Source organism: Neptuniibacter pectenicola (assembly GCF_001597735.1).
GTDB classification, from domain to species: Bacteria; Pseudomonadota; Gammaproteobacteria; order Pseudomonadales; family Balneatricaceae; genus Neptuniibacter; species Neptuniibacter pectenicola.
Genome location: NZ_LUTS01000013.1, coordinates 46,199 through 60,189, shown reverse-complemented (window position 1 = coordinate 60,189; position 13,991 = coordinate 46,199). Strand labels below are relative to the sequence as shown.

Below are 13,991 nucleotides of genomic sequence, written 5' to 3'. Positions count from 1 at the left end.
CCTAAGCAAGGACGGCGAATTATAGACACTTCCTAAACAACGTCAACAGCCAGAACTAAAAAACTGCAAAATAAAGGAAAAAAAGTGAGATTAGGCGAGTATTAGGAGGAAATTGATTACTTAGCAATCAAAACAGCGAGCAACCTATACCCCAGACACAAAAAAGCCGCTCTATATTCAGCGGCTTTTCCTTACAACCTGAATGGTCTGAGCTTAACGCCTACGCCAATTCGAATAAGTGATGCTTCTTTTTACCCAGCTTCACTAAAAAGTATTTACCAAAAAGCGCTTTTTCGGCAGAGAACATACCTGCCGCATTCATATTATCTTCCATACCATGAGCTATACCGTTAACAACGACAGCATTTCGTTGCAAAGCATCTTTTACCTGTTTACCTGAAGGCGCCATGCCAGCATCTGCCAAAATTGCGGTGACAGGCTGATCAGAAACCGCTGCTACATCTAATACGGATGAAGGAAGACCATCCTGAGCTAGCTGCGCGTAATCCTGCTCACTTAACGTAGAGGTATCACCCGAGAACAACGCTTCAGTAATACGTTTAGCCGCAACAAGCCCCTCTTCACCATGAACTAGACGCGTCACCTCTTCGGCTAGGACTCGCTGTCCATCAGGGCGCCCCTGGCGTGCTTCATCCTCTTTTTCTATCTGCTCAATCTGGCTAACCGACAAAAAGGTAAAGTAGCGAAGAAAACGGTATACATCAGCATCCGCCGTCTGCAACCAAAACTGGTAGAACGCATAAGGTGACGTTTTGGATGAATCAAGCCAAATCGTACCTGACTCGGTTTTACCAAATTTAGTGCCATCTGATTTTGTAATCAAAGGCAACGTTAAACCAAACACTTGATTACCGTTCATACGGCGCGTTAATTCAGTGCCGCCGGTGATATTCCCCCACTGATCTGACCCACCAATCTGCAAACTGCAACCATGAGACTGGTTAAGCTGCTGGAAGTCATAGGATTGAAGAATCATATAGGTAAACTCGGTAAACGAGATACCCTCACCTTCACGGTCAATACGCTGTTTAACCGATTCCTTTGCAATCATTTGATTGACCGAAAAATGCTTACCTATATCACGCAGAAAGGTAAGAATATCGAGGTTTTTCGTCCAATCTAAGTTATTAACAACCTCGGCGCTATTATCCCCTGAGTCAAAATCAATAAACGCGCTCACTTGCGTCCTGATTTTTCCAACCCAATTCGCTACGGTTGAATCATTATTTAACTTTCGCTCTTGTGCTTTAAAGCTAGGGTCGCCAATAAGCCCTGTCGCCCCACCCACAAGCGCTAACGGCTTATGTCCATACGCTTGAAAACGCTTGAGCGTCAACAACGGTACTAAACTACCTATATGCAAACTATCAGCAGTCGGATCGAAACCACAATAAAGCGTCACACTACCCTCAGATAGATGCTTTTCCAGCTCATCTTCGCTGGTCATCTGCGCAACTAAACCACGCGCTTTTAGATCTTCTAATAGTGTTTCACTCATTGCTTTGCTTAACCTTAAAGGTGGATATTAAAAAAATAAGAGGGCTATTTTAACGGCAGCGGGCAAGCAAACAAATAGCCATGGGGAAATATTTTTACTGATTTAATTAAGCGCAGCTTAAGTTTACGCCGAAAAAGCCGACATTTTGTAATGAGAATGGCATAATGCAACGTTTATATATTAGCCACCGGCTAAAGGGGACTAGGGTGCCATATCGTTTAAAGCAGCTACAGAAACAACTTCCTACGGTCCATCTGGTTGCCGTCAGCACCTGTGTATTTATTTTAGGTTTGACATTAATGTTGCTGCCCTCCGAAAACGTCGAAGCGACACGCGGCGACCTCCCCATGGCGGCACCGGCACAAAGCATTGAATCGTCTGATACAGCTACAGCACCATCTTCTGCTGAAACAAGCACTGCGAGCACTGAAGAGTCGACACAAAAAAAAGAAACCATCGCTACCCCGCCTAGCGTAGAAGAAAACTGGGTTGATTACACAATCGGAAGCGGTGACAACCTCACATCCATGTTCAAGAAAGCGGGGCTCACTGCACGGGACGTATATAATGTAGCGACCGCCGCTAAAGCATCAGAATCCTTCACTCGATTATTCCCCGGCCAAGTCTTATCTTTTTTAATTACAGACGGTGAGCTCACCAAACTACGCCATCGCCAATCTGAGCTAAAACACACCCTGCTAACAAAAACAGATGATGGTTTTAAAGTTGATATTATCGAACGCAAACCCGATATCGAACATAAATATACCGCAGGTACGATCCAAGACTCTCTCTTCTTAGCCGGCGAAGATGCAGGATTATCTAGCAAAAAGATAATGGAACTTGCCAGCATATTCGGCTGGGACGTGGACTTTGTCCTTGATATCCGAAAAGGTGATAGCTTCAGCCTCATTTATGAAGAGAAATTTTTAAACGGCAAGAAAATCGGTGAAGGCCCTATCATTGCTGCACAGTTCATCAACCGTGGCAGTAAATTCACCGCACTACGGTATACCAATGCCGATGGAGAGAGCAGCTACTTCACTCCTGAAGGCTACAGCATGCGCAAAGCATTCTTAAGAGCACCTGTAGGCTTTGCGCGTATCAGCTCTAGGTTTAGCCTTAATAGAAAACACCCAGTCCTTAATCGTATTCGCGCCCACAAAGGAGTGGATTACGCGGCAAGAACAGGCACGCCAATCAAAGCAGCTGGGGATGGAAAAATCATTTTCCGCGGCAAAAAAGGCGGGTTTGGCAATGTGGTCATTGTCCAACACGGCAGCAACATAACAACACTCTACGCCCACATGAGTAATTTTAAGCGCGGGCAAAAAACTGGCAACCGTGTTCAGCAAGGTCAGGTTATTGGCTTTGTCGGTCAAACAGGGCTCGCGAGCGGCCCACACCTTCATTATGAGTTCAGAGTTAATGGCGTTCACAAAAACCCATTAACCGTAAAATTGCCACAAGCACTGCCCATTGCCGAGAGCGAACGTTCAACGTTTAAATCTACAGCAAGCTCACTATTGGCCCAACTTGAAACTTATCAAGCGACGACACTCGCGGCACTTGATACACAAAAATTGTAGAACCAATGGATGCTTCTGATATTTACATTGGATTAATGTCCGGAACTAGTTTAGACGGCATTGATGTTGCTGCAGTGAGCTTTGATCCCACATTAAAGCTCATTGCAACGCACTCAGAAGCGATACCAAAACCTCTCAAACAAAACATATTACAACTAACCCAACCCGGTCATAACGAAATTGACCTGATGGGATCCGTAGATGTTGAGTTAGGCAAACTGTTTGCCCAGGCCATCAATTCACTCATACACAATGAAGGCTTAAACAAAAACCAAATCCGCGCCATCGGCAGCCACGGTCAAACGATCAGGCACCGTCCCGAATTTAACTATACGTTACAGATTGGTGATGCAAATATCATTGCCGAAGCCACAGGCATTACAACCATTACTGATTTCCGACGTAGGGATATGGCAGCAGGAGGCCAAGGAGCGCCTTTAGTACCAGCGTTCCACGACACAGTATTTCGCTCCCCTGAACACGATAGAATCCTCCTAAATATCGGCGGCATGGCCAATTTAACCTACCTCCCAGCAGCACCAAAACACGAGGTACTTGGCTTTGATACCGGGCCTGGCAACGTGTTGATGGATGCTTGGGTTCTACACCACCAAAACAGCCCCTATGATCAACATGGCGCATGGGCGCAGTCCGGCCACTGCGACCTGCCACTGTTAAATAAGCTACTCCAGCTGCCCTACTTCCATGAGGCGCCACCCAAAAGCACGGGGCGTGAGCAGTTCCATCTTGATTGGCTGACTCAGCAAGTAGAGCCCTACTCTACTTCCCCCGTAGATGTACAAGCCACTTTACTTGAGCTCACCGCACAAACAGTCGTCAATGCGATAAATACATACGTGCCAAGCACAACGTTCGAACTCTTCGTATGCGGAGGCGGCAGCAGAAACAATGCTCTAATGGCGAGATTACAAGCGCTATTACCCAACAACAACGTTTGCACAACCGACAATGCTGGCATCAATGCGGACTGGATGGAAGCGGCAGCGTTTGCGTGGTTAGCGAAACGATGCCTAGAGGGAAAGAGTGGGAACAAAACCAGCGTAACCGGCGCAAGAGGCGAGCGAATTTTAGGCGCTATCTATCAAGCCTAATGGAAAAAGGCCTCGTTAAAAGTAAATATAACCTTGGCGACGAAGCTCCGCTTTTTCTGCCGGACCTAACGGCACCGTGTCGATAAAATCAGGTAGCTCAGAACGATCCACATTATTCTTACGCATCCACGTTTCACAAACTCGAATATCAATAACGTGTTTTTTCTCAAGTCGCTCAGCTAAATCAAGCAACTCCTTATACTGCTCCATATTACGCTGACGAAATGCGTGCGCCTCGTCACCATGTAAGACAAAAACAATAGGCTCATAAGCATTTAAGTTCTCAACATCATCCGCCAGCATACTTGCCCGCTTAAATAACATCTCAACTTCGCTGGGTGAGTTTGTTTTTATTAACGCCAAATAATGCGGCGCCACATCAGGGGTCACTGGAGATTGTTGCAGCGTATCAGCGAAACAAAAGCTAGAGAATAGAAAAAACAAACTCGTAAATAAAAGACGCATACGCTCTCCTTAAAGGGATATTTATCTTTTATATCAGAGCAGAGGAGATATGAATAGGCTATGAATCAATCATCCATAGCCCTAATGATCAGGATCAAATAGAGAAGGAGGAACCGCAACCACAGGTTGTTGTTGCATTTGGGTTATTGATAACAAACTGAGACCCCTGTAACCCCTCTTTAAAATCCACCTCAGCGCCCGCTAGATACTGGAAACTCATAGGGTCTACGACCATTGTCACGCCATCGCGCTCAACAACCGTATCATCTTCAGCAGCCTGCTCATCAAACGTAAAACCGTAAGAGAAACCAGCACAACCACCACCTGTGATAAACACACGTAGTTTTAAGCTATCGTTTTCCTCTTCATCGATAAGAGATTTTACTTTTGCAGCCGCAGCCTCTGTGAATAACATCGGAGACTCTAGACTTGGATCAACAGTTTCTATCATAGATACTTCTTCTAGGTACTTTTTAGGTACTTTAAGGTACTTAGTATATGAGCATAGGAGCTATATCGGTAGCTGATTGATTACAGCTACCTCTGTTTAAATATACACCCTACCCACAGGTAGAGTGTAATTATCACCTTAACCAACCAATTTAGTCAAGTATTAAGGCATTAAGCCGACAACATTGAGCCCTGAGGCCTCATCAATACCAAACATAATATTCATATTCTGGATAGCTTGGCCCGCAGCCCCTTTCACCAAATTATCAATAACCGACAAAACGACTACAGTATCGTCATTTTGCGGACGATGAATGCTAATACGGCACATATTGCCGCCTTTAACACTTCGTGTTTGAGGGTGGCTACCAGCAGGCATCACATCAACAAATGGCTCATTGGCATAACGCTCTTCAAACAAACGCTGCAAATCATGATCAACAGGATCTTTTAGCACCCCGTAACAGGTAGAGTGAATACCCCGAATCATGGGTGTCAAATGGGGCACGAAGGTCAAGTGCACGGGCCGTTCTGCCACCAGCGCTAAACCTTGCTTAATTTCTGGCAAATGTCGATGCCCATGAACCCCATAGGCCATCATGCTTTCACTGGCTTCACACATTAGCATACCGACTTTTGCACCTCGGCCACCACCGCTCACACCGGACTTACAATCAGCGATAAGACGACGATGATCGATCAGTTTATTCTCTAATAAGGGTAGAAACGCAAGCTGCGTCGCTGTCGGGTAACAGCCAGGACACGCGATCAATTTTGCGTCTTTAATTTGCGCACGGTTGACTTCAGGCAAACCATACACAGCCAGTTCAGCCATCTCTGGCGAGGTATGTTCCATCCCATACCACTGCGACCAAACATCGAGGTCTTTAATTCTGAAATCTGCGCCTAAATCGATAACTTTGACACCATTATCAATAAGCTCTGCCGCCATTTTCATAGCAACACCATGAGGTGTAGCAAAAAACACAACATCACACGCGCTTAGCGTTTTAACATCAGGCACCGAAAACTTAAGGTCATAAATGCCTCGGAGATTAGGATACATGTCAGCTACGCTAATACCCTCCTCTGATCGAGAAGTGATTACCTCAACCACAGCTTCGGGATGATTTGCCAACAAACGTAGTAACTCTACGCCTGTATACCCTGTGCCACCGACAATACCTACCTTAATCACAAAGACCTCTCATAAGCGTAAAAAAAAAACGAATGATATATATTACTACAAAGCGTTAGCCCGATAACTACTAAATAAGCGATTTGAAATACATTTACCCAAAAATAACAGCAAGCGCATAAACCACCCATAAAATATGGCATAAGGCAGAGTCGCGCCATCTTACCCACAACAACAAGCTCCCCTATCGACCTACTGAACAGCAGAACTCCTCAAGTAAGAGACAACAAGATAACGTTTAACTAGATATAAAAGAAGCAGAGGGGATTACGCAAAAACAGGGAATACGATCGATAACAAGAAAGGAGATGAACTATAGAGAACCACGTAGCAAAAAACTTACCGACAAATCAACGTAACCAACGGTGCGGGGCATACCTTAATTAACTCACCCGGAGTAACGGAATCAGGTCATGTTTATTAGCCGTCAGATCCTCTAAAGTGTATTTACGCATCGTATCCGTAAATGCTTTCATCCCCTCCGTCAGCGCCTTTTTTAACTCACAGCAAGGCAGCAACTGACAATCAGTTGAAAGACAGTCGACACCATCTAGATGATTTTCCAACTGTTCGATAACTTCACCAATATTGATCATATCAGGTGTCATTCCCAATCGGATGCCGCCATTTTTACCGCGAATCGTTTGCACATAACCCAACTTTGCCAACTGCCCAATCACTTTAACCATATGGCTTTGAGAGACCTGATAAACAGAAGATACTTCACCTACGCTGCTTAAGCGTTTTTCTTCTAAACTGGCAAGATAAATCAACGTTCGCAGACCAAAGTCGGTAAAAGCGCTTAATCTCATAGACACTCCTGAAGCGATTCATATATCTAATAAAAACGGGGTATAAACAACTATACCCCGTTTAATTGTCATGCAATAGCAGAAGCGATCAGAAACCCCGCAGGCAACAATACCAGCACACCACCAGCGCCGCCGATTGTGGATAAAGGTAACGCCACATATTTTATTGATCGGTACCCACACAGAACAACTAAAATATAACGCATGCAGAGACTCTATTTTTGCAACAGACGTTAAGCCTTACTCAATTCAAGCTTTCTCCCGGCCCAAATACTTCATAGTGAAGCCGCGCATCCTCAATATGCAGTGCTTTCAACTGCCGGTAGATCGCCTTCATAAAGGGCAAAGGACCACAGAAGTAATACTCAGCATCGGCGGGGCAACAGCGCTCCAGCCAGTCCGATGTAATATACCCCTGACTATCGTAATCGATCCCCTCTTGAGCCCCCGAAATATCGTCGTAAAACGTGAGGATCGTCAATTCAGGAAAATTCCGTTTCACCTTTGCCATATGCTGTGCAAATGCATGGGTGTTACGATTACGGGTGCCATGCAACCACACGACGGGGCGAGTATCTTTATTCGCCAACATCTCATTCAACATGCTGAGCATCGGAGTAATACCTACACCGCCACTTATCAACACAACCGGCCGGCTATTCTCTTTCAAAAAGAGATCGCCCCCTGGTACATGAATAGCCAAACGGCTACCCACCTCCAATTGCGTATGCAAATAGTTCGACACACGCCCCTCAGGGATTTCAGCCGATGGCGCAGGCTCTCGCTTAACCGATATACGGTACCCATCAGGAGAGTGGCAATCAGAAAGACTGTATTGGCGAATCTCTTCATGTTCCCATTCAGGGTTAGCGATTTTAATGCTCAGAAACTGCCCCGCACGATAAGAAGGCAGCGGCTTACCGTCTACCGGCGTTAGGTAGATTGAACGAATATCTTCACTCTCCTCAACGATACGGCTCACATTAAATGCCTTAAACCCAGCCCAGCCTTCAACCTCGGCGTCCGCATAAAGCTGTTGTTCTCGCCCAATCAAGATATCCGCTAGCTGCTGGTAAGCCTCTGCCCACGCATTTAAGACATTATCAGTCGCCACATCGGCGCCAAGCACATCACGAATCGCCTTCAGTAAGTTTCGCCCAACGATCTCATACTGAGCAGGAGTAATATCAAGGCTAAAATGTTTTGTCGCAATTTTTTCGACCGTCCCCCCTAATGCGCCAAGGTTATCAATATTCGCAGCATAGCCTAAAATAGCTGCCGCCAAGGTTGATTGCTGGCGTCCACTGGCCTGGCTAGCCATATTAAACACATGCTGCAATTCTGGATTTTCCGCAAATAGCAGCCCATAAAAATGCGTTGTGATCGCTTCACCCGATGCCTGAATAACAGGCACAGTCGATTTCACAATGGTCATTGTTTCAGTTTGCATAACCACCCTTACTGTCTAAAAAGTTTGAGGTTTTATTTCACATGAAAGAGGCGCTGAAATTACACGTCAGCTCACTCTATTTCGGTCTAAAATGTTGTAATGAAGCGTTTCCAAACAAGGAAACAGCTCACGCTCTTCAAAGCGGATATGGTCGGTCAGCAACATGGCAAAGATCGTTAGCTGTTTGACATTATCGGTCTGCATTAACCCTCGTAATTGACGGTGCTCATCGTGAAAACGCTCTAACAATGGCTCATCAATGTCCTGAACCAATAACTCTTCCTCCTCAAAGTGACGATTAAGGTCAGCGAGCACAGCGGTACGTACCTCCTGCCAATAACTCAACATCGCGTCAGCATCTTGCTCAGAAAACGCTAACAAGCGCTTTGCATGTACCAATGCCACATGATGCTCTCGACTTAAAGGCTTAAGAATTTCTGATCTTTTCACAATCTCACTCCATCTAACGATGCGAACCTAATAATGTTTATTTGAAATACATGTTATTTAGATATAATATTCATGTCAAATGAATATTATAAAAGGAATGCACAATGGTCATTTGGTCTACCGGTGAAATAGTTGTCTTTTTTGCAGTGATAGGGATGATTATTTTTAAGCTCTGGAGCGTATGGCACGTATCACTTAAGGCCGGTGCAAACAGGGAGGGACGAACTATCTTTTTAGGTTTAATAACAGGCTTAACACTTTTTGCAATCACTGCAAAAATTTATATTTCACATGTCTTAGGTTAAATCTCAAGAACGCCAAACATCAATAATGTACAGCGAACGAGACAAGCCGATCAGGAGCAAACCATTGCACCTAGCAGGTAAGGTATGCCGCATACCTTACCCCGTCGTTCATACTGCCAGCGTGATAGATCACGCTCACCTAAATAGGCACTTACCCTAATCACCCTAGGCTATTTTGATAGCAATATGATCTGACACCGCAAAAACCACACTACAAGCACTTAGCGTTGATGTACTGTTGACGTATACTAGGGCTAAGCCGTCACGCACAGACCATTCAATTAAGTAAGTAATATAATGTTTCGAAACACATTTTCCATGAAACAGTTTCGCCATCGACTCGCGTACGGTGAAGCGCTCCCTCAGATGGTCATATTAGGCGTGCTATGCGGTCTTGTTTGCGGCTTAGTACTCGGCTTATTCCGAACGCTACTTGAAACCCCGTTAGAACATCTACTGCCCAATCAACAAAGCGAGAACTTTGAAGGCCTACCCACTTGGCTTCACTTTCTACTACCGATTATCGGCAGCTTAGTGCTCATCGCTATTTTGTCACGGGTAACGCCGCTCAAACGAAAAGTAGGTATTACTCACTTGCTTGAGCGCATGGCATACCATCAGGGCTACCTCCCTATAACAAATGCAATTATTCAGTTTTTTGTCGCTGTTCTTGCACTGCTATTTGGGCACTCCGTTGGTAAAGAAGGGCCCGCCATACATTTAGGCGCAGCGTGCGGAAGCCAACTAGGCCAACGGCTTAACCTTCCCAACAACACCTTGAGAATTTTAGTGGGCTGCGGTGCCGCAGCAGGTATTGCGGCAACGTTTAACACGCCCCTAGCAGGGGTTGTTTTTGCGATGGAAGTGGTGCTTCTAGAATATACGGTCATCGGCTTTATGCCCGTTATGGTCTCAGCAGCGACCGGTGCATTAGTCGTTCAATTTATGTTTGGCAATGCATGGGCACTCACCGTCCCCACCATGCAGATCGAATCACTGCACGAGATCCCTTATGTCGCATTTTTGGGCGGCATTATTGGTCTACTCGCCGTCGCTTTTATCGCCTTAATGAGAGCAGCTATGACCTGGTCGAATAAATCGACATTGGGCTATAAATCTAGGCTGATGTTGGCCGGCTTAATCACAGGAATCGTTGCCATTTTCTACCCTCAAGTCATGGGAATGGGCTATGACACAGTCACCTCCGCCCTACAAGGCGACATAGGGTTCGGCTTACTTTTAGGCATCCTTATCGCCAAATGCCTATTAACCCCTATCGTCCTTGGACTCGGCATGCCTGCCGGCCTAATTGGACCAACCTTCTTTATTGGCGCGATGGCGGGCGGTTTATTGGGTCTATTAGGGGGCGTTGCGGTCAACCAAACCGTTGCCCACCCAGGTTTTTACGCTCTGTTAGGCATGGGCAGTATGATGGCTGCAGTCACTAATGCACCGATGGCCGCGTTAGTCGCGATCCTTGAGCTAACGGGCAATCCAAACATCATATTTCCCGCTATGATCTCTATTGTGGTGTCGAACCTTATTGCCAGATACGTGTTCAAAATGCCCTCTATTTTTGTCATCAGCATGCATCTACAGGGAATGGATTATCGTTACCGGCCCTTAACTCAAATGCTCAACTCCGCCTCCGTACAACGGTTAATGAATCAAAATTTCATTAAGAGTGACACTGTCATCTCAGCTCAAGGCGCAGCAAAAGCACTCGAAAGTTCGCCTAGCTGGTTACTCATAACTGAACAGGACACATACACGCTTCTATCCCCCGGCGACTTACACACGGCTATCCAGAAAACCCACTCAGATGAAGAGCTGATCGATTTACTGAAAGTACCCGCACTTAGATTAGATACACGTACCCTCGACAGTAGAGCGACGCTACAACAAGCGCTCGACCTGATGGCCGAACATAATGTCGAGGCGTTATGCATAGAAACAAGCACACAGGATATTATTGGTTTACTTACACGTGACCAAATTGAAGCGTTCTATCGCGAAAACTAATTGTGACCGATGACACTATTATGAGATACACCTTAAGCGGGTTATATGGCATCACAGACCCAACCCTGATGCCAACACTTGATCAGATGCTGATACAAGTAGAACGCAGCCTCATGGGTGGGGCTACCCTGATCCAATACCGAGACAAATCATCCGACTCGGAAAAAAGGCTGAGCGAAGCGAGCGCGTTAAACCATCTGTGCCAACGCTATGCTGTGCCATTAATCATTAATGACGATGTAGCGCTGGCAGAAACTGTCGCTGCCGCAGGGGTTCATTTAGGCCAAAGTGACGGCAATATTAAAGATGCTAGAACACGCCTCGGCCCCAATGCCATTATTGGCGTAACCTGCCATGACTCACTAGCACTGGCGGAAAAAGCGGCGTTAGATGGCGCTGATTATGTCGCCTTTGGTGCATTCTTTCCATCGAAGACAAAACCTCATGCGAAAGCAGCGCCACTCGAACTTATACACTCAGCAAAAGAAAAACTTACCTTACCAATAGTGGCGATTGGCGGCATTAGCGTGGATAATGCAAACAAAATTATCGCTGCCGGTGCGGATATGGTTGCTGTGATTCACGCGCTTTATGCCCAGAACGATATAGAAGCAACCGCCCAACACTTCCACCAGCAATTTAATAACTGAATTTCAGAGAGTAGACAGATGTCCCGTTCAGAAGAACTCTTCCAAGCTGCACAAATCCATATTCCCGGTGGCGTTAACTCACCTGTTCGAGCATTCAAAGGCGTGGGCGGCACACCCATCTTCTTTAAACGAGGCCAAGGCGCTTATCTGTTTGATGAAGACGACAACAAATATATTGATTACGTAGGTTCATGGGGACCTATGATTCTAGGCCATTGCAACACGGCGGTAATTGATGCTGTAAAAGCGTCATTGGATAACGGTCTAGGTTTCGGCGCACCAACCGAAATCGAAATAGAGATGGCAGATAAAGTATGCGACATCATGCCCTCTATGGAGATGGTTCGCATGGTGAGCTCTGGTACAGAAGCCACCATGAGCGCAATTCGCCTAGCCCGAGGTTTTACCAAACGCGACAAAATTATTAAATTTGAAGGCTGCTACCATGGCCATTCAGATTCGTTATTGGTCAAAGCAGGTTCAGGCATGCTGACACTAGGTGAGCCAAGCTCACCGGGTGTACCGGCATCACTGGCAGAGCACACCATCACTCTGACCTATAATGATATCGACAGTGTACGCAACGCTTTCTCAGAATGCGGTGATCAGATTGCTTGTATTATTGTGGAACCTGTTGCAGGCAACATGAACTGCATCCCTCCCGTTCCTGGTTTCTTAGAGGGACTACGTGAGGTCTGTGACGAATACGGTACGGTCCTTATTTTTGATGAAGTCATGACCGGTTTCCGTGTTGCTTTAGGCGGCGCTCAAGCGGTCTACAATATCAAACCTGATCTAACCACTTTAGGCAAAGTCATCGGTGGTGGTTTGCCTGTTGGCGCATTTGGCGGCAAAAAAGAGATCATGTCTCATATTGCACCTTTAGGTCCGGTCTACCAAGCCGGCACACTTTCAGGCAACCCCCTCGCTATGGCTGCAGGCTTAACCATGCTAAATGCTATTTCTGCACCGGGATTCTACGAACAGCTTAGCGCCAAAGCAGAACTATTAACTCAGGGACTAGAAGCGGTAGCCATGGCGAATGGTGTACCTTTCACGACTAGCCAAGTCGGCGGAATGTTTGGTCTTTTCTTTACGGATCAAACGCAGGTGACAAGCTTCTCTGAAACCATGGTGTGTGATGCGAATAAGTTTTCTGCATTCTTCCACGGCATGTTAGAACAAGGGGTTTATTTAGCGCCGTCGGCATTTGAAGCGGGCTTCATTTCTGCTGCGCATACCCAAGAAGATATTGAAGCAACCATCGCCGCCGCTGACCGCGTGTTTGCAACACTTTAATGACCATTTTATTCCTTATCAGTGATCTTTTTTTACTTATATGCGCCCTGCTTTTAGCACGGCGCAGCTATACAATTAGCGAGCAAAAAGATCAACTTGCGTGCATGGTCATCAGCTTAGCTTCTGTGTTCATTGCGTGTTCTGCGGCGAGTGCCTTATTGATCCAACAGCCCAATCAAGATCTACAAACGCTAAGACGGATGCTGGAGAACCTAGCTTTCTTCGCAGGCATTCCCTTTATTGCGAGTGCTTTTATTGATATCGCATGGAAGGGTAAATGGTCAAAACCAGCGTGGGGACGCTGGTTGCTAGCCTTATTCGCGCTATTTGAAGTGACTCGGCGAGCCGATTTCGGAGTACAATACAGCCAGATCATGGCGACGATCACCGTGATTGCGCTTTTTGTTAGCTTTATAAAGACGCCCTCTCCCTTAGCAAGGGTCTACGGCATCGCCGCTAGTCTATTCTTTGCGGCAAGCGTATTAGCGTTCAGCCAAGGCAGCCTAATACCTTTCTTACAAAACAGCGTATACGGCCACATACTACTCGGCATCGCCTTACTTTTACTCTCGAGAACACTGCAAAAAAGCACACTCTAATCGCAACCAAAAGCGGTGTTCAATATAGAACATAAGATTAACCCATAAAAAAAGGGACGCTACTGCGTCCC

Annotated in this window: 14 protein-coding genes; 6 read left to right on the top strand and 8 right to left on the bottom strand. The window is 46.0% G+C overall.

Annotated features, from left to right (window positions below):
- Positions 1–220 precede the first annotated feature (220 nt).
- The gene (tyrS, locus tag A3773_RS14830) at positions 221–1,519 is read right to left on the bottom strand and encodes a tyrosine--tRNA ligase (protein ID WP_067987538.1); all 1,299 of its coding nucleotides are present in this window, start codon (positions 1,517–1,519) and stop codon (positions 221–223) included.
- A 206-nt stretch (positions 1,520–1,725) separates the two neighbouring features.
- Between tyrS and A3773_RS14825 the strand changes: the two genes are divergently transcribed.
- Both A3773_RS14825 and A3773_RS14820 read left to right on the top strand, forming a co-directional pair.
- Positions 1,726–3,108 carry an OapA family protein gene (locus A3773_RS14825; RefSeq protein WP_231902220.1) on the top strand — a complete coding sequence of 461 codons (1,383 nt, stop codon included), beginning with the start codon at positions 1,726–1,728 and terminating at the stop codon, positions 3,106–3,108.
- Positions 3,109–3,113: 5 nt separating this feature from the next.
- Entirely contained in the window at positions 3,114–4,220 is a 1,107-nt protein-coding gene (locus A3773_RS14820) for an anhydro-N-acetylmuramic acid kinase (RefSeq protein WP_067987531.1), read from the top strand.
- Between the two features lie 15 nt (positions 4,221–4,235).
- Here A3773_RS14820 and A3773_RS14815 read toward each other — a convergent pair whose 3' ends face one another.
- The 7 genes from A3773_RS14815 to A3773_RS14790 all read right to left on the bottom strand — a co-directional run bounded on the left by A3773_RS14815 (position 4,236) and on the right by A3773_RS14790 (position 9,045).
- Positions 4,236–4,685 carry a DsrE family protein gene (locus A3773_RS14815; RefSeq protein WP_067987528.1) on the bottom strand — a complete coding sequence of 150 codons (450 nt, stop codon included), beginning with the start codon at positions 4,683–4,685 and terminating at the stop codon, positions 4,236–4,238.
- Between the two features lie 94 nt (positions 4,686–4,779).
- Complete coding sequence (erpA, locus tag A3773_RS14810) at positions 4,780–5,136, bottom strand: iron-sulfur cluster insertion protein ErpA (protein ID WP_067987525.1); 357 nt, start codon at positions 5,134–5,136, stop codon at positions 4,780–4,782.
- A 162-nt stretch (positions 5,137–5,298) separates the two neighbouring features.
- A complete protein-coding gene (gene argC / locus A3773_RS14805) occupies positions 5,299–6,333 on the bottom strand; it encodes an N-acetyl-gamma-glutamyl-phosphate reductase (protein ID WP_067987521.1) in 1,035 nt (344 codons plus the stop codon).
- 383 nt (positions 6,334–6,716) lie between these two features.
- Positions 6,717–7,145: an Rrf2 family transcriptional regulator gene (locus tag A3773_RS14800; RefSeq protein ID WP_067987518.1), complete on the bottom strand. Its 429-nt coding sequence runs from the start codon at positions 7,143–7,145 to the stop codon at positions 6,717–6,719.
- 68 nt (positions 7,146–7,213) lie between these two features.
- Positions 7,214–7,351 carry a hypothetical protein gene (locus tag A3773_RS17880; RefSeq protein WP_156473546.1) on the bottom strand — a complete coding sequence of 46 codons (138 nt, stop codon included), beginning with the start codon at positions 7,349–7,351 and terminating at the stop codon, positions 7,214–7,216.
- 38 nt (positions 7,352–7,389) lie between these two features.
- Positions 7,390–8,595, bottom strand: coding sequence for an NO-inducible flavohemoprotein (gene hmpA / locus A3773_RS14795; protein WP_067987513.1), 1,206 nt, complete (start codon positions 8,593–8,595; stop codon positions 7,390–7,392).
- A 66-nt stretch (positions 8,596–8,661) separates the two neighbouring features.
- Positions 8,662–9,045, bottom strand: coding sequence for a hemerythrin domain-containing protein (locus A3773_RS14790; RefSeq protein WP_067987512.1), 384 nt, complete (start codon positions 9,043–9,045; stop codon positions 8,662–8,664).
- Between the two features lie 602 nt (positions 9,046–9,647).
- On the opposite strand from A3773_RS14790, the gene A3773_RS14780 reads away from it, so the two are divergent.
- Genes A3773_RS14780 through A3773_RS14765 form a run of 4 tightly spaced genes read left to right on the top strand, consistent with a single transcriptional unit; the run spans position 9,648 to position 13,920 of the window.
- Positions 9,648–11,372: a chloride channel protein gene (locus tag A3773_RS14780; RefSeq protein ID WP_067987503.1), complete on the top strand. Its 1,725-nt coding sequence runs from the start codon at positions 9,648–9,650 to the stop codon at positions 11,370–11,372.
- 20 nt (positions 11,373–11,392) lie between these two features.
- Complete coding sequence (thiE, locus tag A3773_RS14775; protein ID WP_067987546.1) at positions 11,393–12,022, top strand: thiamine phosphate synthase; 630 nt, start codon at positions 11,393–11,395, stop codon at positions 12,020–12,022.
- A gap of 18 nt (positions 12,023–12,040) precedes the next feature.
- Complete coding sequence (hemL, locus tag A3773_RS14770; RefSeq protein ID WP_067987501.1) at positions 12,041–13,321, top strand: glutamate-1-semialdehyde 2,1-aminomutase; 1,281 nt, start codon at positions 12,041–12,043, stop codon at positions 13,319–13,321.
- The gene (locus A3773_RS14765; protein WP_067987499.1) at positions 13,321–13,920 is read left to right on the top strand and encodes a hypothetical protein; all 600 of its coding nucleotides are present in this window, start codon (positions 13,321–13,323) and stop codon (positions 13,918–13,920) included. The genes hemL and A3773_RS14765 overlap by 1 nt, the downstream gene beginning before the upstream one ends.
- Positions 13,921–13,991 lie beyond the last annotated feature (71 nt).